Genomic DNA, 25,361 nt, shown 5'->3' with positions numbered 1-25,361 from the left:
AACGGTTCTTCGCCGCGACAATTCGGCCGCGGACGGCGCGGCGGCGCGAGGCCCTAGCGCCGCCGGGCGCTGGCCAGCAGGTGGATGCCGAGCGACTCGTCGGTCTGGCGGGCGCCCATCTCCGTGCGGACGAGGCGCTGCAGCGCCCGCGGTGACTCGCCGAGGACGTGCTCGACCGTCGAGGGGGACAGCACCGTGCGCGGCCGGATCCACTCGACCTCCAGGCCGGCGTCGGCGAGCAGCTCGCGGAGCTGGTGGGAGGAGAACGAGCGGGTGATCGTCCCGTCCGGCCAGGGCACGAGGACGACCTCGGCGCTCGGGACGTCCGACAGGTGCGCCCAGTAGTTGCGCTCGGCCAGCAGGGCCATGCCGAGGGTGAGCGAGTCGACGCACAGCAGGACCCGGCCGCCGGGGCGCAGCACGCGGGCGATCTCGGTGACCGTGGCCTCGGTGGCGAGGTGCCGCGACAGCACGCGGTTCTCGGCGATCACGGCGTCCACGCAGGCGTCGGCGAGGTAGGACAGGGTGCCCGAGTCGGCGACCAGCGGGACGGTGCGCGCGGCGGTCCGGCCCGCGTCGCCGCGGCGTCCCGGCGCCGGGCGGCCGGGGCGCTCGGGGTCGCGCACCTCCAGCACCGTGTGGCCCGCCGCGGCGGCCCGGGCGGCGCTGTGTCCGTGGCCTCCCGAGATGTCGAGCACGCGGGACGGCCTGCGCGGCAGCCACCGGGTGAGCTGGGCGTCCGCCACCGCCTCGTAGAAGGTCCAGTAGCGCGCCAGGGAGTCCCCTGACCCGTCTCCGGAGGTGTCCCGCAGGCTGGCGATGGTGGGCTCGGAAGGTTGCGCCGAAGGCACCGAGTGCACCAATTGCTCCTGTTCTAGCCGTGTACGTCACATCTTTCCCCGTCCGGGGCAGGTCATCACCCTGAGTGAGGGACGGGACCCGGCGACCCGGTTGCGGCGCGCCCGCTCCCGCCCGGGAATCGGCGGGGGCGTTCCGGTGTTGCACCCTCTCACAGGCCAGCGAAAGCGGAGGTGCGAGCCGGATGACCACAGCCGTCGCCGATCAGCAGCGAAGTACGGCGGCGCCCCGCGGCGACGCGCGGGCCCCCGCCCTCGTGGGCAGGCCGCGCGGACCGATATCGTCTGAGGGGTCGATATCGTCTGAGGGGTACGGCGCCGCCAGGCCGGTCCAGGCCACGGGCGCCAGAGCCGAGGGGGTGGGTCAGGTACCGGGCACCGCGGAGACCGTGGAGCAGCGCCAGGAGCGCTTCCAGCGCGACGTGCTCCCGTTCTTGGACCAGTTGTATTCGGCCGCGTTGCGCATGACGCGCAACCCGGCCGACGCCGAGGACCTCGTCCAGGAGACGTTCGCCAAGGCGTTCGCGTCCTTCCACCAGTTCAAGGAGGGGACGAACCTCAAGGCCTGGCTCTACCGGATCCTGACCAACACGTTCATCAACTCCTACCGCAAGCGGCAGCGCCAGCCGCAGCAGGCGGCCACCGACGACATCGAGGACTGGCAGATCGCGCGTGCGGAGTCGCACACGTCGAGCGGTCTGAAGTCGGCGGAGGCCGAGGCGCTGGAGCACCTGCCCGACTCCGACGTCAAGCGGGCGCTGCAGGAGCTCCCCGAGGAGTTCCGCATCGCCGTCTACCTCGCCGACGTCGAGGGGTTCGCCTACAAGGAGATCGCCGAGATCATGGGCACGCCCATCGGCACGGTGATGTCCCGGTTGCACCGCGGCCGGCGCCAGTTGCGCGGCATGCTTGAGGACTACGCCGACGAGCGCGGGCTCACCCGCGCGAGCAGGGGGTCGACATGAGCTGCGGCAACCACCACGACACGCCCTGCGACGAGGTGCTCGCCCGCGTGTACACCTACCTCGACGGCGAGCTCGACCAGGGCGGCTGCGGCGAGGTGCGCCAGCACCTCGACGAGTGCGGCCCGTGCCTGCGCGAGTACGGCCTCGAAGAGGCCGTCAAGAAGCTCGTGAACAAGTCGTGCGGGTGCGAGCAGGCCCCGACCGACCTGCGCGCCAAGGTGCTCGGCCGCATCGAGGAGATCTGCGGCGAGATCCAGACGTCCGGAGGCGCCGGCAAGCCGGAGAACGTCTGACCCCCGGTATCTTTCCGGTGTGCTGACACTCGTCACCGGCGCGGCCGGATTCATCGGGTCCCATCTCGTCGACAGGCTCCTCGCGGACGGCCACGACGTCATCGGCGTGGACGACATGTCCTCCGGCGCGAACGTCCGTTCCGGGGTCGAGCTGTGGGAGATGGACGTCGCCGACCCGGCGCTCGCCGAGCGGGCCGCGGCCCGCCGCCCCGAGGTGGTCTTCCATCTGGCCGCGCAGGTGAGCGTGCGGGTCAGCGTGGGCGACCCGCTGGGCGACGCCCGCACCAACGTGGTCGGGACGGCGAACGTGCTGGAGGCCGCGCGGGCGGGGGGCGCCCGCAAGGTCGTGTTCACCTCCAGCTGCGCCGTGTACGGGGTGCCGGACGCGCTGCCCGTCCCGCCGGACGCCGAGCTGCGGCCCGCGTCCCCGTACGCGGCCTCGAAGGTCGCCGGCGAGGTGTACGCCGGGATGTACCGGCAGCTGCACGGGATCGACTTCACGACGCTGACGCTGGCGAACGTCTACGGGCCGCGGCAGACGCCGGAGGGCGAGGCGGGGGTCGTCTCGATCTTCACGGACGCGCTCCTCGCGGGCCGTCCGACCAGGGTCTTCGGCGACGGCACCCAGACCCGCGACTACGTCTACGTGGGGGACGTGGTCGACGCGTTCGCCCGCGCCGCGGGGGAGGCGGGCGGCGGGCTGCGCCTCAACGTGGGCACCGGCCTGCAGACGACCGACCGGGAGCTGCACGCCCTGGTCGCCGAGGCGGCGGGCGCGCCGGACGACCCGGAGTTCGCGCCGCCCCGGCTGGGCGACCTGCCGGCGATGGCGGTCGACCCGCGGCGGACCGGGGAGGCGCTCGGCTGGAAGCCGGCGGTGGGCCTGCCCGAAGGGCTCGCGGAGACGGTCGCCTGGGCGCGGGAACGGAACACGCCCCGCACCTGATTGGTCCACTCTCCCTAAAGCTTCGGGGCCGCGTTCGCCGACCTTTATTCAATTTCGCTGATGCATTTGCGGATGCACGTGCATTCAGATTGTGCAGGCGGTTTGTGCACCCGGTTTGTGCAGGCCGGATAGTGTGGCGATGATTGGATTTTCAACCAGGACAATTGATCACCTAAGGTGACGATTGGTTCACGCTTTGCTCACGTTTTCCTGCACGCCTGTGTGACCTGGGCAGTCCGCGTTAGGCTTATGCCGAAATCAGTGACGGAGCGCGTGCACTCCGAGGAATTCGGGGTACGTGCTCGCCCGGGAGACCTGGACCGCACCGGTCCCGGTGGCCGGCCGCGAGGCCGGTCGGCCCGGTTCGGCTGGGGGGAGGCAAGGAGCCATGCTCAAGCGCGTGACACCGCATGGACACGGGCGGCGCCCGAGCGTCCCGTCGTCGTCGTCGCTGATGATGACCAAGGGCGTGTCCTGGGTCTAGTGCCGGCAGGCACATGTGAGCCCGGTGGCGGCCTGCCAACTCGTCACTCCCCGAGGGGCGGCAATGCGTGGACTACCTCTCGCTGCCTGGGCGTACGTCTGCGGTGTGGTCGCGCTCGCGGCGGGCCTCATCGCGACGTCGTCCTTCACGGATCTCGACTGGTCGAAGCTCGCCGTCCTGGCGCTGCTGTTCCTGGTCTGCGACTCGGCGCCCGCGCGGCTGAACATCACGCGGGCCAGGGTGTCGCTGAGCTTCGCCGCCAGCCTGGCGTCGGTGGTGCTGCTCGGCCCGGTCGGCGCCGCGCTGCTCGGCCTGTGCGCCCTGGTCACCGGTCAGCGGATCCTCGCACCGGTCAAGCGGCTCTTCAACGGCGCGCAGTTCGCGCTCAGCGGCTTCATGGCCGGGACGGTGTTCAACCTCCTGGACGGTGACCGCTTCCACCCCGAGAAGGCCCGCTGGGTCGAGAACGTCATCGGGCCGTTCCTCGGCGCGCTGGTCGCCTTCGTCCTGGTGAACCTGGCGCTGATGGCCGGGGTGCTGCTGCTCAGCCGGCAGGCCGCGCCGCGCGAGCTGCTGCGCGAGAGCGGCCAGCTCGCCGTCGGCTGCCTCGGCTACGGCATGGTCGGCCTGCTGATCGCCGGGCTGTGGCCGCGGGTCGGGCCGTTCGCGGCCGTGCTCGTCCTGCTCCCGCTGTTCATCGCCCGCTGGGCCATGGACCAGGCGTACGCGCAGCAGCAGGCGCACGCCGCGACGCTCGCCGCGCTGTGCCAGGCGGTCGAGACCAAGGACTTCTACACCCGCGGCCACTCCGAGCGCGTCTCCCGCGGCTCGGTGATGATCGCCCAGGAGATCGGGATGCGCGCGGACCGGGTCGAGGCCATCCGGTACGCGGGGATGCTGCACGACGTCGGCAAGCTCGGCGTCCCGACCAAGGTGCTGCAGAAGTCCGGCTCGCTCACCGAGGAGGAGTTCGCCGCGATCCAGCTGCACCCGATGCGCGGGCTGGAGATCGTCCGCGAGATCGGCTTCCTGGACGAGGCGCTCGCCGGCATCATGCACCATCACGAGAAGATGAACGGCCGCGGCTACCCGATGGGCCTCGCGGGCGACGAGATCCCCGAGTTCGCCCGGGTCATCTCCGTCGCCGACGCGTTCGACTCGATGACCTCGACCCGCTCCTACCGGGCCGCCCGCACCAAGGACGAGGCCGTCGAGGAGCTGCGCCGCGGGATGGGCGACCACTTCGACCCCGCGATGGTGGAGGCGTTCCTGCGGGCGCTGGAGCGGGAGGGCTGGGAGCCGCCGCGGCCGGTCGTGCTGCCCGACGACGACGTCGTCGAGACCACCCAGCAGGACCACGACGACCCGAGCGCGCCGCTGCGCATCGCCGGCGGCGACGGGGTGCGCCAGTGACGGGGCACCGGTGAGCGGGCAGGCGCGCGCCCGCGACCGGGCCGCGTGGCAGACCATCGACTCCGGCCAGCTGCTGCTGATCGCGACCGCCGGGCTGTTCGTGATCGTCGCCATCGCCGAGGTCGCGGCGGTCGGGCTGCGCCAGCCCGACGTGGCGGTCATCTTCGGCGTGCTGATCGCGCTGGGCGAGCTGTTCCGCATGGTGATGCCGGGTAACCGGGAGGTCGCGCCGATCGCCAGCGCCGGCGCGATGGGGTACGCGCTGCTGGTCGGCGTCGGCCCGGAGGGCGCCGCGCCGGACGCGCCGCTCGGCGTGGTGGCCGCCGGGCACTCCGCGCTCCAGGTTGTCGCCGTCACCGCGGCCGGGATGCTGGTCGGCTCGCTGCCGCACGTCGCGGTCGGCCGGTCGGCGCGGCCCGACGCGATGGCGCGGCGGCTGTTCACCGTCGCGGTCGTCGCGCTGTGCTTCCGCCCGCTGCTGTCCCTGCACCTGCCCTGGCAGCTGCTGCTGGCCGTCATGTGCTTCGTGGTGGTGCTGTCCTGCTTCACCGACATGCTGATCGCCGCGATGATCCGCGCGGAGGCCGTGCGGGCGCGGTTCGGCATCGCGCTGCGCGACGAGGTCGACGCGAAGATGGCGCTGTGCGCCGCGACCAGCGCGACCGCCATGCTCATCGCGGTCGCCACGACGGCGATGGGCGAGGCCGCGCTGCTGATCTTCACGGTGCCGATCCTGGTGACGCAGTTCGCGTTCCGCCGCTACGCCGGGATCCGCGCCACCTACCTGCAGACCGTCCGGGCGCTGTCGCGCGTCACCGAGGTCGGCGGGTACGTGGAGGCGGGCCACTCGCACCGGGTGTCGAGGCTGGCGGTGGCGATGGGGCGCGAGCTCGGGATGTCGGAGGAGGAGCTGCTCGAACTGGAGTACGCCGCCCTCATGCACGACATCGGGCAGCTGTCGCTCGGCGACCCGATCCCGGGCGGCGCGACGGTGCTGGCGTCCCCGGCCGAGCAGCGCCGCATCGCCGAGCTCGGCGCCGAGGTGATCAAGCAGACCGGGGTGCTGGACCGGGTCGCGCACATCGTCCAGCTGTCCTCGCACCCCTACCGGACGGGACGCGAGCCGTCCGGCGACGACGGGCAGCGGCCGATCCCGCCGCCGCTCGCCGGCCGCATCATCAAGGTCGCCAACGCCTACGACGACCTGGTCGGCGACTCCGCCGACCGCGACCGGGGCGCCGCCGTGCTGGAGCGGCTGCGGCTGGACTCGGCCTCCGAGTACGACCCGACGGTGGTGGAGGCGCTCAGCCGCGTCGTGGACCGGGGGCCCCGCCAGTAGAGGCCGTGGGCCGCCGCGGCGGCGAGGGTGACGGCGGCGGCCGCCGTCCAGAGCAGCAGGGCGCCGAGGTGCTGGTCGTCCAGCGGTGGCGCGCCCCAGCGGCGGCCGAGGTGCTCGTACCAGCCGCCGTGGACGGTCCCGTCCCGCGTCAGGGCGATCCCGGCGATGGCGTGGAGCGGCAGGAGCGCGAACGGCATCAGCGTCCCGGCCGTCCCGTGGAAGTAGGCGAGCCCGACGACCAGGAAGACGACCAGCGCGAGCGAGTGCAGGGCGTGGTTGCCGAGGGACGCCCCGAGCAGCGGCGACCTGGGGAACGCGTAGAGGCCGAGCAGGAGCAGCACCGACGCGGTGACGGGGTCCGTGAGCACCCGGAGTCCCCGGCTCCCGGCGGCGGCGGCGAGCAATGCCCTGCCCTCGCCGCGTGTCGCCTCCAGCGCCAGCCGGAGAGGCGCCCCGTACAGCAGCAGGGCCGGCGCCACCAGGCCGACCAGGACGTGCTGAGCGGCGTGCGCGCTGAACAGGACCATGCTGTACCGGGAGATCCCGCAGCAGGTGGCGAGGAGCACGACGAGGAGCCCGGCGGCCCATGACGCGCTCCGCCGCCACGGCCAGTCGCGCACGCGCGCGGCGCCCGTCCCGTAGAGGACGGCGCCGGCGGCGATGAGCACGAGGAACAGCGGGTCGATCCACCAGTCGAGCAGGAGCGGGCCGGCCCCGGCGGGGCCGGGCAGCGGGAAGCCGAGCCGCAGCGCGACGACGTCCAGCGAGCCCGGCGCGACCTCCGGCGGCGGCGTGCGGGACAGCCCGGTCGCCAGCGCCATGGTCGCGGCCATCACGAGGATCTCGACGGCGCCGAGCCGCAGGAAGGGCCGCGCGCCGCCGCGGCGCAGGGCGGGGAGGGTGGCGCGCCGGTGCCACCAGCCGATCGCGCCGAGGACGGCGAGCGCGGCGGCCTTCGCGACGACCAGCGCGCCGTAGCGCGACCCGAGGTGCGGGCCGCCGAGCCGCACCCAGGCGTTCACCGCGCCGCTGGCGCCGACGACGGCGAACGACGCCAGCGCCAGCGCGCTGTAGCGTTCGGCGACGCGGGGGAGCCGGTCGCCGACGGCGGGGGCGAGGGTGACCAGGGCGACGAGGCCGCCGGTCCACAGCGCGACGCCCGCGATGTGGGCGACGAGGCTGTAGACGGCGAGGGCGTGGTCGGCGCCGCTCGCGGCGTGCCCGGTGAAGAGCGGCGGCAGCATGCCGGCGAGCGCGCCCGCCAGCAGGTACCCGGCCCCGTCGGCGGCGCGCGGGAGGCTCGACGCGACCGACACGGCGATCGTGGCGGCGAGGACGAGGAACAGGGCCCGCCCCTGCGGCAGCTCGACGAGGAACGTCCGCATCATGTCGCCGGTGACCTTGGTGGGGCCGACCCCGAACAGGTCCAGGACGGTGCACACGATCAGTGCCAGCGTGCACGCCGCCCAGGCCGTGGCGGTGAGCGACGCGGCGCGCAGGCACCTGCGCGCGGCGGGCGCGCCGGGCACGAACACGGCCGCGACCAGCAGCCATCCGACCGTCAGGACGGCGGCGACGTCGCCGCCCAGCCGCGCCGTCACCAGGCCGGCCTTGGTCAGGGCCCCGGCCTGGGAGAGCCCCGGCGCCGCGGTCTCGCTGAACGCGCCGCCGGCCCGCACGACGAGGGCGAGGACGACCAGCGCGATCGCCCCGGCCCCGATCGCGAGCATCGGAAGGTCCGTCCGGGCCGCTTCCCGCCGTTCCTCTTCGCGCATTGCCGTCGCCTCGCGTGTCACCACGACCGCAAATACGCACACATCCAAGCAAAAGGTTCATTAATGTGTCGGCCACACCGAATTCCGGGGGAGCGAGATGAGCGCCTCAGACCAGGGCAACAGTTATCTGGACAAAGTCGTCGCGCAGCAGGCGGTGCTGGAGGACGACCTGAAGGCCAAGCGCCGCCCACCGCCGCCCCCCGGCGCGGTCGGCGCGGCCCCGGCGCCGGGACCGCTGGCCAAGCGCGACCGCGCGCTCGGCGGCACGGCGCCCGCCGACCGTCCCGGCCCCGGGCCCGTGGACGTCCGGGTCAGCGGGTTCTGGCGCTGGAAGAACGTGCTCGTCCCGCCGAACGCGTTCGTCGTGCACACCCGGCGCGGCCGCCAAGAGCCGCTGCACATCGGCCTCGGGGTGTCGTTCCGGTTCAACCCGTCCACCGACTCCTTCCTCGTGGTGCCGGGCGCGACGCAGACGATCCTGATCAACGCGTACTGCATCTGCCGGGAGTTGCAGGGCGTGCTCGTCCAGGGCTACGTGCAGTGGATCATCCAGGACTTCGGCACCGCCTACCGCAAGCTCGACTTCGGCGGCGACGACCCGATGCGGCTGGTGAACCTCCAGCTCCGCGAGCAGGCGGAAGCGGCGATCAAGGACAAGGTCGCCACGATGGGGGTGCGCGACGTCCTCAGCGACAAGCAGCCGATCATCGAGGAGCTGACGGCCCGGCTGCGCGCGGTCGCCGAGGGCGAGGACAACAGCGACCAGGGGCTCGGCCTGCGGATCGTCACGGTGCAGATCAAGGAGGCCGTGGTCAGCTCGTCGCGGCTCTGGGAGAACCTGCAGAAGCCCTACCGCGCCGAGCAGGGGCAGATCGCGCGGCTGGCGGAGCTGGAGGCCGAGGAGGCCGTCGCGCAGCGGGAGATGGCCGCCGCGCGGATAAAGGAGACGCAGCGGCTGGAGCACGAGCGCGAGCTCGCCGAGCTGCGCGCCCGCAACGAGTCGCAGCTGTTCGACACCGAGGCGGCCGAGAAGCTGCGCCGCACGCGGCGCGAGCACGACGACTCCCGCGAGTTCGCCGAGCTCCAGACCGAGACGACGCGGCACGCGCTGCGGATGGAGCGCGAGCGGCACGAGGAGGAGGCCGAGACGGGGCGGCTGCGCATCGAGCGCGACCACGAGCTGGCCCGGCTGCGCGCCGAGGGCGAGACCGCCGTGGCCGAACTGCGGGCCCGGTCGCGGCACGAGCAGGCGCTGCTCGACCTGGAGCGGGACGCCGCCCGCGCCGCGCTGGAGAACGAGCGGACGCCCGCGGCCGTCCAGGCGCGGCTCATCACGGCGCTGCCGGAGATCATGGCGAAGCTGCCCAAGCCGGACGAGCTGCGCACCGTGACCGTCAACGGCGTCGACCAGACCGGCGTTGCCGGCCTGGTCACGCAGCTCGCCGCCGTCGTCGGCGCGCTGCGCGCCGCTACGGAAGGACCTGGTCCGGAGGGAAGGTGACCGGGAGGGCGGTCAGGGCCCGGTGGAACGGGCCCGGCCGCCACTCCAGGTGCTCCGCGGGGACGGCCAGCTCCACGTCGGGAATCCGGTCGAGGAGCTTCTCGATCGCGACGGACGCGATGAGCCGGGAGTGGCTCCTTACCGGGCAGGTGTGCGGGCCGCCCGCGTAGGACAGGTGGGCGCGGTTGCCCCGGCGGTCGGCGATCCCCCGGGACGGGTCGGTGTTCGCGGCGGCGTAGCTGACCAGGACGGGCTGGTGCGCGGGCAGCCGGTACCCGTGGAAGTCGATGTCCTGGCGGGGGAAGGTCGTCCCGTAGTTGGCCATCGGGGGGTCGGTCCAGAGGATCTCGTCGAGCGCGTCCTCGACGGGCAGGGCGCCCCCGGACAGGTCGCCGCCGAAGCGGTCGTCGGACAGCAGCAGCAGGATGCCGTTGGCGATGAGGTTCTGCTCCGGCTGGGTGCCGGCCCCCATCAGCAGGATGACCTGGTGGATCGTCTCCAGGTCGTCGAGCCCGGCGGGGTGGCTCAGCATCCAGGACGTCACGTCCGCGCCCGGATTGGCGCGCTTGCTCGCGACCAGTTCGCCGGCCGCCTCGCCGAGCAGCGCGTTGCCCTCCTCGGCGGAGACGGTGTCGAAGATCGCGTTCATGCCGCGCAGGAGCTTGTCGCCGATCTCGGGCGGGCAGCCGAGGAGCTCGTTGAACACCAGCAGCGGCACCATGCGCGCGTACTGGCCGAGCAGGTCGGCCTTGCCGTCGCCGGAGAACCGGTCGATGAGGGTGTCGGCGCTGCGCTCGACGTCCTCGCGCAGCGACACCGGATCGACCCGGTCCATGCTGTCGACGATCACCGAGCGCAGGCGGGCGTGCACGGTCCCGTTGGTGAACAGGGCGTTGGGCCGCGACATCATCATCGGCAGCACCGGGCACTCGGGGCCGACCTCCTCCTCCCACACCTCGCTGCAGCGCGGGAACGTGGCCGGGTCGCGCAGGATCTCCAGGGCGGCGTCGTAGCCGAGGACGAGCGTCGCCGGCACGCCCGGCGCCAGCTCGACGGGCGCGAGGTCGCCGTGCTCGCGCATCCGCGCGTAGGCGGCCTGCGGGTCCTTGGCGAACTCCGGGCCGTACAGCGGGACGCGCTCGGGCGCCGTGCGGTCGATGGTCATGGCTGCTCCCCGTCCAGGGTGAGGAGGTGGTCGACGAGCGAGATGAGCGCCTCGGTGGAGGAGACGCGGTCGCGGGCGTCGCAGCTGACGAGCGGGGTCGACGCCGCGAGGTCGAGGGCCTCGCGCACCTCCGCCTCGGGGAACCGCGGCGCGCCCTCGAAGTGGTTGACGGCGACCGCGTACGGCAGGCCCTGCTTCTCCACGATGTCCATGACGGCGAACGACTCCTGGAGGCGGGCGGTGTCGACCAGGATCAGCGCGCCGAGGGCGCCGCGCGCGAGGTCGTCCCACAGCCGGGTGAAGCGCTGCTGCCCCGGCGCCCCGAACAGGTACAGCACGAGGTCGTCGCTGAGGGTGAGGCGGCCGAAGTCCATCGCGACGGTCGTGGTCGTCTTGTCCTTGATGCCGGCGAGGTCGTCCACGGACGCCCCGGCCTGCGTCATCCGCTCCTCGGTGCGCAGCGGGCGGATCTCCGAGAGCGTCCCGACGTAGGTGGTCTTGCCGACCGCGAAGTGCCCCACGATGAGGATCTTGACGGCGGTCCGGACGCTCTCGCGCAGGTAGGGGGTGTCAGAGGCGAGCGCGGAGTCCATCGAGCACCTCCTGTAGGAGCCGGGCCTTGGACTGCTGGGCGGCGGGCGCGGCGGCCCGGGTGGCGAGGTGGCCGCTGTCGACGAGGTCGGACAGCAGCACCTTGGTGAGCCCGACGGGCAGGCTCAGGTGACCGGAGATCTCGACGACCGACAGCGCGCCGCCGCGGCACAGCTCGACGATGCGGAGCTTCTCCGGGGACAGGCCGGTGCGCGGCAGGTCGCCGGTCGCGGTCACGAGGGTGACGAGGTCGAACACGTTGCGGGTGGGGTGGGCCCGCCCGCCGGTGACGACGTGCGGGCGGACCAGCGCCCTCCTGCTGCGGCGCGGGGTCATGCGGGACGGCCCGCGCCCGGCCGCGGCGGGGTGGTCAACTCCTTGCCCAGCCGCTGCACGAGCTCCTGGAGCCGGAACGACACGGTCTCCATGTCGACGTGCTGCGTCGCCGACACCGCCAGGTAGGCGCCGGGGCCGGCGGCGACGAGGAAGACGTACCCGTCGTCGAACTCGTTCACGGTCTGCCGCCAGGTCGTGCCGGCGTCCCCGCAGAACTCGGCGGTGCTGCGGGCGAGCGACTGCAGGCCCGCCATGCCCGCGGCCTGCCGTTCCGCCTCGTCCACGTTGATGCGCTCGGAGTGCGCCATGAGCAGCCCGTCGGCCGACAGCAGGATCGCGTAGCGGGTCTCCGGCATCCGCAGCGCGTCGTCCAGCATCCAGCCGAGCCGGTTCGTACCGTCGTCCATCGCGCCGTTCCATCCCTCGTTCATGGCCGCAGGTCCTTGCTCTCGATACCGGGGCCCTCGCCGTCGGACGGCGTCGCGGCGCGGCCGGACCGCGTCCCGCGCTGCCAGGCGCCGAGGCCCGCGGCGGTCTCCCGGGCCGGCCTGAGCGGCGGCGGCTGCGCCCCCGCGTCCGGCTCGGCGGGCGGCTCGTGTTCCCCGGTGGGACGTTCGGCGACCGCGACGCGGGTGCGTTTCGGAAGGCCGCCCGGGGTGGCGGGGAGGTCGGTCAGGGCGGCGGGCGCGGGGCTCTCCGCGACCGGGCCGGACGCGGCGGACGGTTCGGGCGCACGCTCGCCCGGAACGTCGGTGAGCAGCGTCGACGGTACGAACACGACGGCGCGCACGCCGCCGTAGGGGGAGCGGGTGTCGACCGACACCCGGAAGCCGTACCGCGCGGCGAGGACGCCGGCCACCGCGAACCCGACGCGGGGCGGGTCGCCGAGCCGGTGGATGTCGACGGAGGCGTCGCCGGACAGCAGGTCGGCGGCGCGCTGGAGCTCCTCGGCGTCCATCGCGACCCCGGCGTCGTCGATCATGATGGCGACGCCGTTGTGCGTGGACTGGAAGTTGACCTCGACGGTGGTGTCGGGGCGCGAGTGCCGTGCCGCGTTGTCCAGCAGCTCGGCCAGGGTCAGCACGATCGGTTCCACGGCCCGGCTGGTCACCGCGGCGTTCACCGGCCCCTGCATGTTGACCCGCAGGTAGTCGCGGATGCGGGAGGTCGCGCCGCGCACCACGTCGCTCATCGACGACGCCGAGCGCTGCTGCCCCGGCCACGACCCGCACAGCACGGCGGTGGCCTGGGCGCGCCGTCCGAGCTGGGCGTTCATGTGGTCGACGCGGAGCAGGCCCTCCAGCACGTCCGGGTCGTCATGGCGCTCCTGCATGTCGGAGATGGCGAGCTGCTGCTCGTTGGCGAGGCTCTGCACGGCGCGCATCATCGCGCGCAGCGTCGACTTGGCCGAGAGGTCGGCCCGTTCCCGGACGCGCGCGGCGGATCCCGCGAACAGCTCGGTGACGGTCCGCATCGCCTGCCCGAAGGCGGGCGCCTCGCGGTCCAGGTCGTGCAGCGGGCCGGTGACGCGCACGCCGGGGTTGTGCAGGGACTCCATGAGCTCGGGCAGCCGGACGTCCGCGAGGTGCCGCAGCTCCCTCTCGCGCAGGTCGAGCCCGCGGGCCAGGACGGCGTTCTGCGCGCGGAGGTCGGCCGTCTCCCGCCGCTGGCGTGCCAGGAGGGCGCCCGCCACGACGACGAGCGCCGCCAAGAGGAATGGCTCCATCAGATCCTCGGTGCAGGGGTCTTCGGGCGAGGTGGGCCGGGCCGGTGTCGGCGACACCCGGCGGACCGCCTCATGGCTGGTGGGGACGGCGCGGATACGCCGCAGTTTCGGCACCGTAGGACGGGTGAGCGGGAGCGCGCTTGTGCCCGCGCGCAGAGAAGTTGCCACCGGGCGCATCGCAAGATCACCCACCGTCTGAATCACGTTACTTTCCGATGGATTCGGCTGATTCGTCGGACGGTGATCTACTACGCTCGCCCGCAAGTGATCTAGGGCGGGGGGCGGAGGGGCCTGCGTTGGACGACGTGCTCGGCGGGCCGTCCGGACCGCGCGGCGCCGAGTACCGGCTCGTGCTGTACCTGTCGGACCGGGCGGAGTTCGTCCGCACCCCCGGGCAGGCGCGCCGCGACCGCGGCTACCGGTTCCTGCTCCCGCTGCACGGCGAGATGCTCATGGTGCAGGACGGCCGCGAGGCGCGGCTGCGCCCCGGCACGGGCGGCCTCATCGCGCCCGCGGCGCCGTTCCGGGTCGTCCAGCCGAGCCCGGCCCGCGCGCTGGTCATGACGATCCCGGCCCGCGAGATGGACGGCCGGCTGGGCGGCCCCGCCCTCCCGGTGACCGGCCTGGACCTGTCCGCGGGCCTCGGCCGCGTCGTCGCCGACATGGTGCGGGCCGTCGGCGAGGAGCGGCGCAGCCTCAGCGAGCCGCAGTTCGACGCCGCCTGCGAGCGGATCACCGAGCTGCTGTGCCTGCTGCTCGCCGGGCAGGAGCGCCCGCCCGCGCCCGGCCACCTCGCCGAGGTGGAGGCGGTCGTGCGCCGCTACGTCCGCGAGCACGCCACCGACCCCGGGCTCACCGGCGCCGCGATGGCGCAGGACCTCGGCTGGTCGCTGCGGCAGGTGCAGCTCGCGCTGCAGCGCGCCGGGACCACCCCCCGCGAGCTGATCCGCGAGGAGCGGCTCCGGCTCGTCCGCGACCGGCTGCGCAACCCCCTCGACCGGCACGTCACCATCACCGACCTCGCGCACGCCACCGGGTTCTCCTCGGCCAGCGCGCTCAGCCACGCGTTCCGGCAGCGGTTCGGCGTCAGCCCGCGCGAGCTGCGGCGGCACGGCGCCGCCCGGTGACGTGGTCCGGGCGCTCTGGCACGGATTTCCACTTTGCCCGGACCGATACCGGGTTACGATGCGGCTGAATTCACCGGACGGGGCGTACAGACGGTCAGGAGCGCTTCCGTGGACCTCGGCCCCCACCACCTCAGGATGATCGAGGCGATCGCCGCGACCGGCAGCATCAGCAAGGCCGCCGCGCGGCTCGGCCTGACCCAGCCCGCCGTCAGCACCATGCTGCGCCGGGTCGAGGGCCACCTCGGCGTGCAGCTGTTCGTCCGCTCCCCGGAGGGCGTCACGCCGACGCCGGTCGGCGCCGAGGTCGCCACCCGCGCGCGGGCCGCGCTGGCCAGCATCGACGACCTGAACGCCGCGCTCGCGAACCGGCTCCGCGAACCGGCCGCCATGCCGCTGCTGCGGGTCGGGGTGCAGGCGTGCCCGGCGCTCACGCGGCTCAGCGACCATCTCGGCTCGCTGTCCCCGGAGGCGCGGCTGCACCTGCGCGTCGACCCCGGCGGCGGGCGCATCCCCGCGCTGCTCGGCTCCGGCACCCTCGACATCGGGCTGTTCCAGGAGCCCGTCGACCATCCGCCGCGGCCGCACGACGGCCTGGAGCGGTTCGTGCTCGTCGAGTGCGAGCCGGCCCTCGTCGGGATGTCCTGCTCCAGCCCCCTCGCCGCCGGCGCGACCGTCGACCTGGCCGATCTCGCCGACCACGACTGGATCGACGACCCGCTCGACGACGGCCCCTGGCCCGCCTACCTGCGCGGCGTGTGCGCCGAGGCCGGGTTCCAGCCGCGGGTCAGGTACTGGGCGACGGACTGGCAGATCTCGGCCTCGCTCATCCGGTCCGGGCGCGCCGTCGGCATCTACCAGCCGACCGCGGCCCCCCGCGAGGGGGTCGCGTTCCGCCGGATCACCGGCGACCCGCTCGGCCAGCGGGTCGTCCTGATGTGGCGACCCGGGGCCGAGCGGGCGGCGGCCCGGCTGCGCGGCGTCTTCGACGCCGTCTACCTCGACCTCGTCCGGGCCCAGCGCGTCTACGGCGACTGGTGGGACGAGCATCCCGAGGCGCACCCGGCGCTGCCCGTCCCCGCGGGCCCGGCGGCGGACGCGGGGACGGGCGCCGGCACGGGTCCCGGGGAGGGGGGCGGTTCCCGGAACCCGGGGGAGGGCGGCTAGTAGCTGCCCTGGCGGCGGCGCCGCACGAGTGCGACGCCCGCGGCGGTCACCGCACCGCCCGCGCCCAGTGCCAGCAGAGCGGGCGCCGGGCCCCTGTCCGGCGCCGGATCGCTGACGCCGGTCGCGGGCGAGAAGCCGCCGAGCTTCCCGGACCGCTGGTAGGCGGTGCCCGGGAGTTTGTCGGCGTACCGGGAGCGCACGAGCCTCCGGTACGCCGCCACCGTGACGCCGGTCCTGCCGACCGACGACGCGGCGGTGTCGTTGAGCGCGGTGACCCGGCCGTCCTTCAGCCGGTACCACGCGTGGATCTGCGGCTCGGTGAACACCGTCCCGCCCTGGGCCCGCGCCGGGTAGACCGCCTCCTCCGTCCCGGAGATGACGTTCATGACCTGCCAGCCCGCGCCGGACCGGGTCAGCCACACCGTCGCGTGCTGCCCGCTCGCCGACGCCGCGCCGACGGCCATGTAGGCGAAGGTCGCGACGGGTGCGCCGCCGTCGCCCTTCACGAACGCCGGGTTCAGCGAGTAGACCCGCTGGACGGACCCTTCCAGGCGCGGGGCCTTCGCCTGCGCGGCGGCCTTCGGCACGGCCCGGGTCACCAGCTGCCCGCGCTGGTGCTGGTCGAGGTGGACGAAGAACGCGCCGAGCCGCTGCCGGGCGGCGGGCGACGCGGCGGCCTTCGCGGCGGCGGCCTCGTCGGAGGACGGCCCGGCGGCCAGCGCCGCGGTGCCGCCCATCAGGACGGTCCCCGCGATCAGGGACCCGGCCGCGAGTCTCGCAGTCGTGCGCATGTCAGCCTCCGATCCTGGACAGGGCCTGGCCCCAGCGGAACTGGTAGTTGCTGACGTAGCTGCTGTACGCCATCTCCCCGTACCGGGGGCTGGAGGGCCACGGGTCGCCGTAGGAGACCGTCTGGCCGGAGTAGCCGTAGATGACCTGCGCGTGGCCGCCGCCGGCCGTCCAGTAGATGCCGGTGAGGATCGGCCGCTGACCGTTGATCTCGGTCGTGACCGCCTGGGACGACAGGGGGCCGCTGACCTGGCCGGGGGAAACGCCGAGCGCCTGGAACGCGCGCTGGTCGTACTCCAGGTAGCCGGCCTGGTTGGGGCAGGAGCTGCCGCGCGGGTAGCCGCGCCCGAGGGCGCAGAAGTCGTTCTGGCTGACGTTGCCCTTGCCGAAGAACTTGGCGATCGTCAGGCCGCTGGCGACCCAGCACCACTGGTCCTGCTGCTGCACCTGCTGCGTGATCGGCAGGTCCTGCGCCGAGGCGGTGCCGGTGGACGCCGCGAGGGTGGCCGCCGCCACCCCGGCGAGTCCGGCGGCGAGCCGCCGGCGTGCCCGGGCGGGTCGGGTACGCGTTCTCATGCACTTCCGCCTTTTCTCCCGGCGAGGCAGTACCGCCTCTCGCGAGGGAGCGGAGCGATTCCCGTCCGGTGCCGGGGGAGAGTCCGGGCGGGGAGGCCGCGAGAGGCCGGAGGAACGCGATAAAAGTCTCATTCGCGCTCTGAACCGGGTAATGCCAGCAGCACATAACAAACCGCTATGGCCCGGATGAACTCGGCTTTCTCCCCGGAAGCGGGCTTAGGCGCGGGCGGCGTGCGGGGCGTGGCGGGGTTCGGTCTCGGGGTCCGGGTCCGCGGAGGGGAGGGCGACGGTGACGGTGAGGCCGCCTTCCCGGCGGGGGGCGGCGGTCACGGTGCCGTTGTGGGCGCGGACGATGGACTGGACGATGGAGAGGCCGAGACCGGCGCCCTTGGCGGTGACGAGGCGGTCGCCGTCGAGGCGGCGGAAGGGCTCGAAGAGGGCCGGGATCTCGTAGGGCGGGACGGCGGGGCCGGAGTTGGCGACCTCCAGCACGGCGCGGCCGCCCTCGGTGCGGCAGGACAGGGACACCCACCCGGAGCCGGTGTTGTGCCGTAGCCCGTTCTCCAGCAGGTTCTGCACGACGCGTTCCAGCAGGAGCGCGTCGCCCGCCGTCATGGCCTCGGCGGTGTCGGTCTCGACGGTGATGCCGGAGCCGTCGGCTTCGAGCGCCGTCTGCGCGGTGACGTGGGCGACGACGTCCGCGAGGTCCACCGGCGCCCGGGTGGTGATCTCGTTCTCCGAGCGGGCGAGCAGGAGCAGGCCGGTGATGAGGCGCTCGTGCCGCGCGTTGATCTGCAGGAGGGTCTCGCCGAGCTGCCGGACGTCCGGGGACGCCGACTCGCGGTGCATCGCCACCTCCACCAGCGCGCGGCCGAGGGTGAGCGGGGTGCGCAGCTCGTGGGAGGCGTTCGCGACGAAGCGGCGCTGGCCGTCGAAGGAGCGGTCGAGGCGCTCGACCATCGTGTCGAAGGTGTCGGCGAGCTCCTTGACCTCGTCGCGGGGGCCCCGCAGCGCGATGCGCTCGTGCAGGCCCCGGTCGGCGGCGGGCGAGCCGGCGATGCGGCGGGCCGTCTCGGTGACGCGGTGCAGCGGCGACAGGACCTGGCCCGCGATCAGCCAGCCGAAGCCCGCCGCGGCGCCCCCGACGACCAGCAGCGCGATCGACCCCTGGGTGACCAGGGAGGTGACGGCGGCGTCGTGCAGCTCCTCGCGCTGGTCGCGTATCCAGCGGTCGGTGTCGGCCATCACCCTCGCCTGCGCCGCCTCCTGCGAGACCCCGGCCGGCGGCGCGGTGCCGGGGGCCGGGGTCAGCCGGGTGGCCAGCACTTTCGGCCCGGACCGCGAGAGCTGCTGGTCGAACAGGGCGTAGGTCGCGCCGAGCAGCACCACCCCGGCGGCGAGGAACAGGCCGCCGTAGGTGAGGGTGAGCCGGGCGCGCAGCGACAACCTCATGGGATCCGGTACCCCGCTCCTTTGACGGTCTCGACGACGGGCGGGTCGGCGAGCTTGCGGCGCAGCTTGAGGACGGTCAGGCGGACGGCGCCGGTGAACGGGTCGGCGTGCTCGTCCCACACCTTCTCCAGGAGCTGCTCGGCGGACACGACGGCTCCCTCGGCGCGCAGCAGCTCGGCGAGGACGGCGAACTCCTTGCGCGCGAGCGGCACGTAGCGGCCGTCCCGGAACACCTCGCGGCGCGCCGGGTCCAGGGTGATCCCGGCGCGGTGCAGCGTCGGCGGCGCGGCCGGGCGGCAGCGGCGGCCGAGCGCGTGCACGCGGGCGGCGAGCTCGGGGAACGCGAACGGCTTGGTCAGGTAGTCGTCGGCGCCGAGGCCGAGCCCGTCGACGCGGTCGGTGACCTCCGCGGCGGCGGTGAGCATCAGGACCCGCGCGGCGCCCCCGCCCCGGACGATCTCGCGGCACACGTCGTCGCCGTGGACGAGGGGCAGGTCGCGGTCCAGCACGACCACGTCGTAGTCGTTGACCGTGACCCGCTCCAGGGCGGACGCGCCGTCGTGGGCCAGGTCGACGGCGTGCGCGTCGTCGCGCAGCCATTCGGCGATCGCGTCGGCCAGGAGCCGCTCGTCCTCTGCCACCAGCACTCTCATGAAGCCTCCTCCGAACGCCGATGGTGCCGGAGGCCGTGTTTCGTTTCCGTTAGTGAACGCCTCCCCGGAAACGCCCGGGAGCGGAAACGCGGGGGAAACGCGCCGCCGGGTTGCATCGCTCCTCGCCGGCCGGAACCGCTCCGGCCGGGAACGAGGAGGAGACATGCGACTGAGGATCCTGGCCGTGCTGCCGCTCGCGCTGGCGCTGACCCTGACCGGGTGCGGCTCGGACGGCAAGGACGACACCGTGGCCTCGGCGAACGGGGGCGCGAAGCAGGGCGGCGCCAAGCAGGGCGGCGAGCAGCTCAGCCCGGAGGAGCGCGGCGTCAAGTTCGCCCAGTGCATGCGCGAGCACGGCATCGACATGGAGGACCCGAAGCCCGGCGGGGGCATCCGGATCCAGTCCAAGGGCGACAAGGGCGTCATGGAGAAGGCCATGGAGGCGTGCCGGCAGTACAACCCCATGGCCGACCGCACCGGCGCGCCCGATCCGAAGATGCAGGAGCGGGCGCGCGAGTTCGCCGCGTGCATGCGCAAGAACGGCGTGGAGAAGTTCCCGGACCCCGACCCGAACCAGCCCGGCATCCGGATCGACAAGAACACGGTCGGTGACGACCCGGACCTGGAGACCGCGCGGCAGGCCTGCGACAAGGTCCTTCAGGGCGGCGGGAAGTGACGGGGGAGACCGTCGCGGAGCGCGCGCCGGCCGAGCGGGAGGGCCGCCGCGCCCGGCGCCGGCCGCGCCTGAGGATCGCTCTGGCCGTCGCCGCGGTCGTCGCGGCGGGCGGCGCCGCCACCGCGGCGGCGCTCGCCACCGGCGGGGACCGGGGCGGCGGGCGGGCCGCGGCCCTGCCGCCCGGCACGGCGAAGGTGGCGAGGGAGACGCTCAGCGACACCCAGACCGAGGACGGGCAGCTCGGCTACGGCCCGACCCTGACGGCGACGAGCCAGGCCAGGGGCACGATCACCTGGCTGCCCGAGAGCGGGGACGAGGTCACCCGCGGCCACCGGCTCTACGAGCTCGACGGCGATCCCGTCGTGCTGATGTACGGGTCCAAGCCGTCCTACCGGCCGCTGCGGACCGGGACCGAGGGGTCCGACGTGAAGCGGTTCGAGAAGAACCTCAGCGCGCTCGGCTACGGCGGCTTCACCGTGGACGGCGAGTACACCTCGGGCACCGCCGAGGCCGTCCGGGAATGGCAGGAGGACATCGGCGCGCCGCAGACCGGGACCGTCGAGGTCGGACGGGTCGCGTACGCGGCCGGGCCCGTCCGGGTCGAGACCCTCGCGGCCAACCCGGGCGAGCCCGCCGCGCCCGGCAAGAAGATCCTCACCTACACCGGGACCACGCAGGCCGTCACGGTCGAGCTGGACACCGCCGACCAGCGGCTGGCGAAGAAGGGCGCCAGGGTGGAGGTGACCCTGCCGGAGGGGCGGCCGGTCGAGGCCGAGATCGACGAGGTCACCACCGTGATCGAGCCGGGCGGGCAGAACGAGGACCCGGCGACGAAGGTGGAGGTCACGATCTGGCTCGACTCCGCCGCGGCCCGGAAGGCCGCGGCCCGCTACGCGCTCGCCTCGGCCGACGTCCGCTTCACCGCGGGCCGGCGCGAGAACGTCCTGACGGTGCCGGTGTCGGCGCTGGTCGCGCTGCGGGAGGGCGGTTTCGGGGTGGAGGTCGTCAGGGGCGGGACGTCGTCGTACGTCCCGGTCGAGACCGGGCTGTTCGCCGACGGGAAGGTCGAGGTCTCCGGGGCGGGGATCGCCGAGGGCGCGCTCGTGGGGGTACCGAAATGATCACGCTGCGGGACGTGCGGAAGTCCTACCCGGGCGGCGTGCACGCGCTCGCCGGGGTGTCGCTGCACGTCGGCGCGGGCGAGCTGGTCGCGATCGTCGGCCCGTCCGGGTCCGGCAAGACGACCATGCTCAACATGCTCGGCACCCTGGACCGCCCCACCTCGGGCGAGATCCGCGTCGACGGCCACGACGTGGGGCGGCTCTCGGACGCCAGGCTGTCGGCGCTGCGCGCGAGCCGCATCGGGTTCGTCTTCCAGCACTTCCACCTGGCGGCGGGGACCCGGGCGATCGACAACGTCGCGGACGGCCTGCTGTACTCCGGGCTGCGCCCGGCGGCGCGGCGGCGGCGGGCCGCGGCGGCGCTGGAGCGGGTCGGGCTCGGCCACCGGCTGGAGCACGCGCCGCACGAGCTGTCCGGCGGCGAACGGCAGCGGGTCGCGATCGCGCGGGCGGTCGCCGGGGAGCCCGCGCTGCTGCTCGCGGACGAGCCGACCGGCGCTCTGGACTCGGCCTCCGGCGACGGGGTGATGGCCCTGCTGCGCGAGCTGCACGCCGCCGGTACCACCGTCGTGGTCATCACGCACGACCGGGAGATCGCGGCGGCCCTGCCGCGCCGCGTCCGGATGCGCGACGGCCTGGTGGTGGCCGACTCCGCGGACGGCTCCGCGGACGGCTCCGCGGGGGACGGCCCGGCGGGCGACGGCCCGCGCATGGCGGGGGCGGCGCGATGACGGCCGGGACGCTCCAGCCGGCCCGGCTGTGGCCGGGCGACGTGCTCAGGGTCGGCGCGGTCGGCCTGCGGACCCGGCCGCTGCGGGCCTTCCTGTCCGCGCTCGGCATCGCGATCGGGATCGCAGCGATGGTCGCGGTCGTCGGGGTGTCCTCCTCCTCGCGCGCCGACCTCGACCGGGCCCTCGCGGCGCTCGGCACCAACCTGCTGACCGTCTCGCCCGGCAGCACCCTGACCGGCGAGAAGGCTCAGCTTCCGCTGGAGTCGGAGGCCATGGTGGCCCGGATCGCCCCGGTCCGGGAGGTGTCGGCGACCGGGCTGGTGGACGGCGCGAAGGTCTACCGGACCGGCAAGATCCCCGAGGCGGAGACCAACGGGATCTCGGCGTACGCGGCCCGCACCGACCTGCGCGCCGCGACGGGGGCGAGGCTGCGCGGCGGGGTGTGGCTGAACGCCGCGACCGGCGGCTTCCCCGCGACGGTCCTCGGCTCGACCGCCGCGCGGCGCCTCGGGATCGGGCACGCGGCGCCGGACGTCCAGGTGCTGATCGGCGGGCGCTGGTTCACCGTGATCGGCATCCTGGAGCCGGCGGAGCTGGCCCCCGAGCTGGACGGCGCCGCGCTGGTCGGCTGGGCCGCGGCGCAGGACCGGCTCGGTTTCGACGGCCATCCGACGACGATCTACACGCGGTCGGCGGAGGCGAGCGTCGAGGACGTCCGGGAGGTGCTGGGCGCGACCGCGAACCCGGAGGCGCCGAACGAGGTGGAGGTGTCGCGGCCGTCGGACGCCCTGGCGGCCAGGAAGGCGGCGGGCGAGGCGTTCACCGGGCTGCTGCTCGGCCTCGGCGCGGTCGCGCTGCTGGTCGGCGGCGTGGGGGTCGCCAACACCATGGTCATCTCGGTGCTGGAGCGCCGGTCGGAGATCGGGCTGCGCCGCTCCCTCGGCGCGACCCGCGGCCAGATCCGCACGCAGTTCCTCGCGGAGTCGCTGCTGCTGTCGGCGCTCGGCGGCGCGGGCGGGGCGGCCGCCGGCGCGCTCGTCACCGCCGGCTACGCCGTGTCCCAGGGATGGCCGGTCGTCATCCCCGCGTGGGCGGTGCTCGGCGGGGTCGCCGCGACCCTGCTCATCGGCGCGGTGGCCGGCCTGTACCCGGCGATCCGGGCGTCCCGCCTCAGCCCCACCGAGGCGCTCGCCGCCACCTGATCGGCATAAATGCGCATGGACCGGATGGGACCGATGCGCATGGACCGGACGGGACGGGTGAGATCTCAGCCATGGCTTCAGCGGAGACCGAGCCCGTCACGATCGTGTTCACCTGGGACGTCAGGCCGGGCCGGGAGCGCGACTTCGAGGAGTGGGCGCAGGGGCTCCACGAGGTCGCGACCCGGTACTCCGGCCACCAGGGCGCCACCTGGCTGCGCGCGGAGGGGTCGCGGCACCGGTACTACACGGTCGTGAACTTCGCCGACCAGGAGCGGCTCGACCGGTGGCTGCACTCCGACGAGCGCGCGGAGTGGATCGAGCGGGTCAGCGGGATCGCCGACGAGCACCGGCAGGACACCACCGGGCTGGAGACGTGGTTCAGCCTGCCCGGCGAGTCCGTCCCGCCGCCCTCCAAGCTCAAGATGATCGTGGTCACCTTCTGCGCCGTGTACCCGCTCGCCCTGCTCCTGCAGGCGTTCGTCACGCCGCTGACCCAGTCGTGGCCGCTGCCGCTGCGGGCGCTGACGTTCCCCGTCATCGTGATCCCGCTGCTCACCGTCCTCGTGATGCCCGGGCTCAGCCGGGTGTTCCGGCGCTGGCTCTACCCGATCGGGCGGACGCACCGGCCGGCGAGACCCGGAAGGTGATCACGCGAGCAGGTCCCGCAGCTCGCTGACGGCCTCGCGGAGCCGGCCGGCGAACTCCAGCATCGCGTCCGCCACCGGCCGCGGGGTGCTCAGGTAGACGTTGAGGCGGTCGGGAAGCAGGACGTAGGCGACGCCGATGCACTGTTCGCTGGTCGAGCCGAACCCGAAGTACCGGATGTTGACCGACGGTGCGGAACTGGTGCTCAGGTAGTCGTCCCGCATGACGAGCCACCCGGGGGACTCGAACAGCGGGAGCGGCTCGGTGACGCCCAGCTCGGCGCCGCGCCGCTTCTGGATCAGCTGGAGCTCCCACAGGTGCTGCTCGGGCGCCTGTCCCGCCTGGCACTCCTTGGCCCGCCGGACGTGGGCGTCGGCGGCGGCGCGGAAGGCGTCCCGGCGCGGCCCTGCCCCGGCCGCCGGGTCGTCCATGGCCTCGACGAAGCGGAGCACCTCGGGGGTGACGACGCGCATCGCCTCGGTGCGCCCGCCCCGGTACTGGCGGGTCGCGATCGACTCGTAGGTGGCGCCGACGAGGCCCTTCGCGCGCTTGTGGGCGAGCTGGTAGGCCATCTGGACGAACGCGTCCGGCGACATCTTCAGCCGCTTGATGTGCTCGGTGCCGAAGTCGTCGAACGACACGGTCGTGGTGGCCGTGGCCGCCCCGTACGCGGCGAAGGCCGCCGCGGCGTCGCCGATGTCGCGCCGCAGGGCGTCGTCCAGAGTGAACTCGATCGCCTCGGCGACCGGGAGCCCCTGCGACCGGGCGCCCGACCGCTGCGACAGCTTCTCCGGGGGCTCGCTCAGCAGCGCGTCGACGAAGCTGAGAATCGTGGTGCCGTCCAGGCCGCAGTGCTCCACGTTGATGCCCGCGGTGCCGTCGCCGAACACGACGAAGGAGACGGCCTTGTCGAACCAGCGGCCGGCGCTGTCGCCGTGGAGCAGGTGGTCGCAGGCGTCGAGGGTGGTCTCGGGGACGGAGTCCTCCAGGCACACGCAGAACAGGGCGGTCTCGATGTCGTCGAGCGCCTTGGCGTTGCCGAGGGCCAGCAGGGCCTCGCGGCTCGCCGCCCACTCGGCGCGGGCCTTGGTGGTGAGGTGCCCGGCGGACGGCACCGGCGCCGCCTCCGCCTTCAGCACGGAACCGAGGCCCTCGCGCAGCTCCTCCAGCGTGTGGGGGTGGCCGTCGGGACCGAGCACGTCCATTTTGATCATGTTGCCGCGGAACAGCACCACGATGTGGCGGGCGTCCGACGGCCCCGGCCACTCGGCGGTGTAGGGGGCGCGGACGGTGTCCTGTTCGGCGCCGGGGATGCGGGTCGTGGAGAACAGGTACCGGTTCTGCGCCATCGACAGCGGGCGGCCGCGCTGCACGACCGGCGGGATCTCCTCCCGGTCGAGCCGCAGCTTGTAGTCCAGCGCCCCGGCGATGAGCCCGGCCGCGCGCTCGACCTGTCCCTCCGGCGACTCCTTGAACAGGAAGAAGAAGTTGGCGTTCAGCGCGATCCGGTCGCGGCGGCCGAGGTAGCGGTAGGGCCAGAACGTGTCCAGCCAGCTCTCCACCCCCTCGCTCGCGTCGTAGCGCTCCAGCGCCGCGTGCAGCGCGCGGCCCGGGCCGTCCGGGCGGGCGAACGAGGCCAGCGCCGACTCGGTCCGGGCCCGCTCGTCCGCGGTCAGCAGCGGTCCGCACCATTCGAGGAACCGCTCGCAGGTGGCGTCGAGCGTGGGCAGCGGCACCCGCGGCAGGCGCTCCTCGTTGCCGAAGGTGCGGGACGACAGTTCTTGGCCGGCGTTCACATCGATCCTCTTGTTCTGTTCGTTCCCCGGGTCACGTG

24 protein-coding genes and 1 pseudogene are annotated in these 25,361 nt (G+C 73.9%); 13 read left to right on the top strand and 12 right to left on the bottom strand.

Annotated elements, in window-relative coordinates:
- Positions 1-53: 53 nt before the first annotated feature.
- The gene (locus BJY14_RS11630) at positions 54-860 is read right to left on the bottom strand and encodes a class I SAM-dependent methyltransferase (RefSeq protein ID WP_376769998.1); all 807 of its coding nucleotides are present in this window, start codon (positions 858-860) and stop codon (positions 54-56) included.
- Between the two features lie 356 nt (positions 861-1,216).
- On the opposite strand from BJY14_RS11630, the gene BJY14_RS11625 reads away from it, so the two are divergent.
- From BJY14_RS11625 to BJY14_RS45080, 5 genes are all read left to right on the top strand, one after another.
- On the top strand, positions 1,217-1,822 hold the full coding sequence (locus BJY14_RS11625; RefSeq protein ID WP_173395830.1) for a sigma-70 family RNA polymerase sigma factor: 606 nt from the start codon (positions 1,217-1,219) through the stop codon (positions 1,820-1,822).
- Entirely contained in the window at positions 1,819-2,115 is a 297-nt protein-coding gene (gene rsrA / locus BJY14_RS11620) for a mycothiol system anti-sigma-R factor (protein ID WP_179843627.1), read from the top strand. The genes BJY14_RS11625 and rsrA overlap by 4 nt, the downstream gene beginning before the upstream one ends.
- Before the next feature lie 19 nt (positions 2,116-2,134).
- Complete coding sequence (locus BJY14_RS11615; RefSeq protein ID WP_179843626.1) at positions 2,135-3,061, top strand: NAD-dependent epimerase/dehydratase family protein; 927 nt, start codon at positions 2,135-2,137, stop codon at positions 3,059-3,061.
- Positions 3,062-3,608: 547 nt separating this feature from the next.
- Complete coding sequence (locus tag BJY14_RS11610; RefSeq protein ID WP_179843625.1) at positions 3,609-4,958, top strand: HD-GYP domain-containing protein; 1,350 nt, start codon at positions 3,609-3,611, stop codon at positions 4,956-4,958.
- A 10-nt stretch (positions 4,959-4,968) separates the two neighbouring features.
- A complete protein-coding gene (locus BJY14_RS45080) occupies positions 4,969-6,297 on the top strand; it encodes an HD-GYP domain-containing protein (protein WP_258941472.1) in 1,329 nt (442 codons plus the stop codon).
- 50 nt (positions 6,298-6,347) lie between these two features.
- On the opposite strand, the pseudogene BJY14_RS45075 reads toward BJY14_RS45080, so the two are convergent.
- Positions 6,348-7,541: pseudogene (locus BJY14_RS45075) on the bottom strand (bifunctional copper resistance protein CopD/cytochrome c oxidase assembly protein); the annotation flags it as partial.
- Positions 7,542-8,169: 628 nt separating this feature from the next.
- On the opposite strand from BJY14_RS45075, the gene BJY14_RS11600 reads away from it, so the two are divergent.
- Positions 8,170-9,573 carry an SPFH domain-containing protein gene (locus BJY14_RS11600; RefSeq protein WP_179843623.1) on the top strand — a complete coding sequence of 468 codons (1,404 nt, stop codon included), beginning with the start codon at positions 8,170-8,172 and terminating at the stop codon, positions 9,571-9,573.
- Here BJY14_RS11600 and BJY14_RS11595 read toward each other — a convergent pair.
- The 5 genes from BJY14_RS11595 to BJY14_RS11575 are packed head-to-tail and all read right to left on the bottom strand — an operon-like array spanning position 9,542 to position 13,391.
- Positions 9,542-10,738 (bottom strand): cytochrome P450, encoded by a 1,197-nt coding sequence (locus BJY14_RS11595; protein WP_179843622.1) that lies wholly within the window; start codon positions 10,736-10,738, stop codon positions 9,542-9,544. The genes BJY14_RS11600 and BJY14_RS11595 overlap by 32 nt on opposite strands.
- A complete protein-coding gene (locus BJY14_RS11590; RefSeq protein WP_179843621.1) occupies positions 10,735-11,331 on the bottom strand; it encodes a GTP-binding protein in 597 nt (198 codons plus the stop codon). The genes BJY14_RS11595 and BJY14_RS11590 overlap by 4 nt, the downstream gene beginning before the upstream one ends.
- Positions 11,309-11,665 (bottom strand): DUF742 domain-containing protein, encoded by a 357-nt coding sequence (locus BJY14_RS11585; RefSeq protein ID WP_179843620.1) that lies wholly within the window; start codon positions 11,663-11,665, stop codon positions 11,309-11,311. Before BJY14_RS11585 ends, BJY14_RS11590 begins: the two co-directional genes overlap by 23 nt.
- A complete protein-coding gene (locus tag BJY14_RS11580) occupies positions 11,662-12,096 on the bottom strand; it encodes a roadblock/LC7 domain-containing protein (RefSeq protein WP_246395877.1) in 435 nt (144 codons plus the stop codon). Before BJY14_RS11580 ends, BJY14_RS11585 begins: the two co-directional genes overlap by 4 nt.
- Positions 12,093-13,391, bottom strand: coding sequence for an ATP-binding protein (locus BJY14_RS11575; RefSeq protein ID WP_179843619.1), 1,299 nt, complete (start codon positions 13,389-13,391; stop codon positions 12,093-12,095). The genes BJY14_RS11580 and BJY14_RS11575 overlap by 4 nt, the downstream gene beginning before the upstream one ends.
- Positions 13,392-13,696: 305 nt before the next feature.
- Here BJY14_RS11575 and BJY14_RS11570 point away from each other — a divergent pair, with 305 nt between their 5' ends.
- Positions 13,697-14,518, top strand: coding sequence for a helix-turn-helix domain-containing protein (locus BJY14_RS11570; RefSeq protein WP_312879784.1), 822 nt, complete (start codon positions 13,697-13,699; stop codon positions 14,516-14,518).
- A 108-nt stretch (positions 14,519-14,626) separates the two neighbouring features.
- Positions 14,627-15,682, top strand: a complete 1,056-nt coding sequence (locus BJY14_RS11565; RefSeq protein WP_179843617.1) for a LysR family transcriptional regulator — start codon at positions 14,627-14,629, stop codon at positions 15,680-15,682.
- Here the strand turns inward: BJY14_RS11565 and BJY14_RS11560 are convergent.
- From BJY14_RS11560 to BJY14_RS11545, 4 genes are all read right to left on the bottom strand, one after another.
- Positions 15,679-16,473: a hypothetical protein gene (locus BJY14_RS11560; protein ID WP_179843616.1), complete on the bottom strand. Its 795-nt coding sequence runs from the start codon at positions 16,471-16,473 to the stop codon at positions 15,679-15,681. The two genes, BJY14_RS11565 and BJY14_RS11560, sit on opposite strands and share 4 nt — an antisense overlap.
- Position 16,474: 1 nt before the next feature.
- Positions 16,475-17,047, bottom strand: coding sequence for a papain-like cysteine protease family protein (locus BJY14_RS11555; RefSeq protein WP_179843615.1), 573 nt, complete (start codon positions 17,045-17,047; stop codon positions 16,475-16,477).
- A gap of 216 nt (positions 17,048-17,263) precedes the next feature.
- Positions 17,264-18,499: a sensor histidine kinase gene (locus tag BJY14_RS11550; RefSeq protein WP_179843614.1), complete on the bottom strand. Its 1,236-nt coding sequence runs from the start codon at positions 18,497-18,499 to the stop codon at positions 17,264-17,266.
- Positions 18,496-19,152 (bottom strand): response regulator transcription factor, encoded by a 657-nt coding sequence (locus BJY14_RS11545; RefSeq protein ID WP_179843613.1) that lies wholly within the window; start codon positions 19,150-19,152, stop codon positions 18,496-18,498. The genes BJY14_RS11550 and BJY14_RS11545 overlap by 4 nt, the downstream gene beginning before the upstream one ends.
- Before the next feature lie 163 nt (positions 19,153-19,315).
- Here BJY14_RS11545 and BJY14_RS11540 point away from each other — a divergent pair, with 163 nt between their 5' ends.
- The 5 genes from BJY14_RS11540 to BJY14_RS11520 all read left to right on the top strand — a co-directional run bounded on the left by BJY14_RS11540 (position 19,316) and on the right by BJY14_RS11520 (position 23,529).
- Positions 19,316-19,828, top strand: a complete 513-nt coding sequence (locus BJY14_RS11540; RefSeq protein ID WP_179843612.1) for a hypothetical protein — start codon at positions 19,316-19,318, stop codon at positions 19,826-19,828.
- Positions 19,825-20,949 (top strand): peptidoglycan-binding protein, encoded by a 1,125-nt coding sequence (locus BJY14_RS11535; protein WP_179843611.1) that lies wholly within the window; start codon positions 19,825-19,827, stop codon positions 20,947-20,949. The genes BJY14_RS11540 and BJY14_RS11535 overlap by 4 nt, the downstream gene beginning before the upstream one ends.
- Positions 20,946-21,680 (top strand): ABC transporter ATP-binding protein, encoded by a 735-nt coding sequence (locus tag BJY14_RS11530; protein ID WP_179843610.1) that lies wholly within the window; start codon positions 20,946-20,948, stop codon positions 21,678-21,680. Before BJY14_RS11535 ends, BJY14_RS11530 begins: the two co-directional genes overlap by 4 nt.
- Complete coding sequence (locus tag BJY14_RS11525) at positions 21,677-22,882, top strand: ABC transporter permease (RefSeq protein ID WP_179843609.1); 1,206 nt, start codon at positions 21,677-21,679, stop codon at positions 22,880-22,882. The genes BJY14_RS11530 and BJY14_RS11525 overlap by 4 nt, the downstream gene beginning before the upstream one ends.
- A 71-nt stretch (positions 22,883-22,953) precedes the next feature.
- Entirely contained in the window at positions 22,954-23,529 is a 576-nt protein-coding gene (locus BJY14_RS11520; protein WP_179843608.1) for an antibiotic biosynthesis monooxygenase, read from the top strand.
- Here BJY14_RS11520 and BJY14_RS11515 read toward each other — a convergent pair whose 3' ends face one another.
- Entirely contained in the window at positions 23,530-25,323 is a 1,794-nt protein-coding gene (locus BJY14_RS11515) for a choline/carnitine O-acyltransferase (protein ID WP_312879146.1), read from the bottom strand. It abuts the gene before it with no gap.
- Between the last annotated feature and the right edge of the window lie 38 nt (positions 25,324-25,361).

Source organism: Actinomadura luteofluorescens (assembly GCF_013409365.1).
GTDB lineage: Bacteria > Actinomycetota > Actinomycetes > Streptosporangiales > Streptosporangiaceae > Spirillospora > Spirillospora luteofluorescens.
The sequence above is the reverse complement of the archived record's forward strand: the minus strand, read 5'-3'. Positions and strand labels throughout refer to the sequence as shown.

Excerpts from the sequence above, each read along its gene's own strand:
- rsrA (WP_179843627.1), top strand. The coding sequence starts at position 1,819 with ATGAGCTGCGGCAACCACCACGACACGCCCTGCGACGAGGTGCTCGCC.
- BJY14_RS11610 (WP_179843625.1), top strand. The coding sequence starts at position 3,609 with ATGCGTGGACTACCTCTCGCTGCCTGGGCGTACGTCTGCGGTGTGGTC.
- BJY14_RS11600 (WP_179843623.1), top strand. The coding sequence starts at position 8,170 with ATGAGCGCCTCAGACCAGGGCAACAGTTATCTGGACAAAGTCGTCGCG.
- BJY14_RS11595 (WP_179843622.1), bottom strand. The coding sequence starts at position 10,738 with ATGACCATCGACCGCACGGCGCCCGAGCGCGTCCCGCTGTACGGCCCG.
- BJY14_RS11590 (WP_179843621.1), bottom strand. The coding sequence starts at position 11,331 with ATGGACTCCGCGCTCGCCTCTGACACCCCCTACCTGCGCGAGAGCGTC.
- BJY14_RS11585 (WP_179843620.1), bottom strand. The coding sequence starts at position 11,665 with ATGACCCCGCGCCGCAGCAGGAGGGCGCTGGTCCGCCCGCACGTCGTC.
- BJY14_RS11580 (WP_246395877.1), bottom strand. The coding sequence starts at position 12,096 with ATGAACGAGGGATGGAACGGCGCGATGGACGACGGTACGAACCGGCTC.
- BJY14_RS11575 (WP_179843619.1), bottom strand. The coding sequence starts at position 13,391 with ATGGAGCCATTCCTCTTGGCGGCGCTCGTCGTCGTGGCGGGCGCCCTC.
- BJY14_RS11560 (WP_179843616.1), bottom strand. The coding sequence starts at position 16,473 with ATGCGCACGACTGCGAGACTCGCGGCCGGGTCCCTGATCGCGGGGACC.
- BJY14_RS11555 (WP_179843615.1), bottom strand. The coding sequence starts at position 17,047 with ATGAGAACGCGTACCCGACCCGCCCGGGCACGCCGGCGGCTCGCCGCC.
- BJY14_RS11550 (WP_179843614.1), bottom strand. The coding sequence starts at position 18,499 with ATGAGGTTGTCGCTGCGCGCCCGGCTCACCCTCACCTACGGCGGCCTG.
- BJY14_RS11545 (WP_179843613.1), bottom strand. The coding sequence starts at position 19,152 with ATGAGAGTGCTGGTGGCAGAGGACGAGCGGCTCCTGGCCGACGCGATC.
- BJY14_RS11540 (WP_179843612.1), top strand. The coding sequence starts at position 19,316 with ATGCGACTGAGGATCCTGGCCGTGCTGCCGCTCGCGCTGGCGCTGACC.
- BJY14_RS11530 (WP_179843610.1), top strand. The coding sequence starts at position 20,946 with ATGATCACGCTGCGGGACGTGCGGAAGTCCTACCCGGGCGGCGTGCAC.
- BJY14_RS11525 (WP_179843609.1), top strand. The coding sequence starts at position 21,677 with ATGACGGCCGGGACGCTCCAGCCGGCCCGGCTGTGGCCGGGCGACGTG.
- BJY14_RS11520 (WP_179843608.1), top strand. The coding sequence starts at position 22,954 with ATGGCTTCAGCGGAGACCGAGCCCGTCACGATCGTGTTCACCTGGGAC.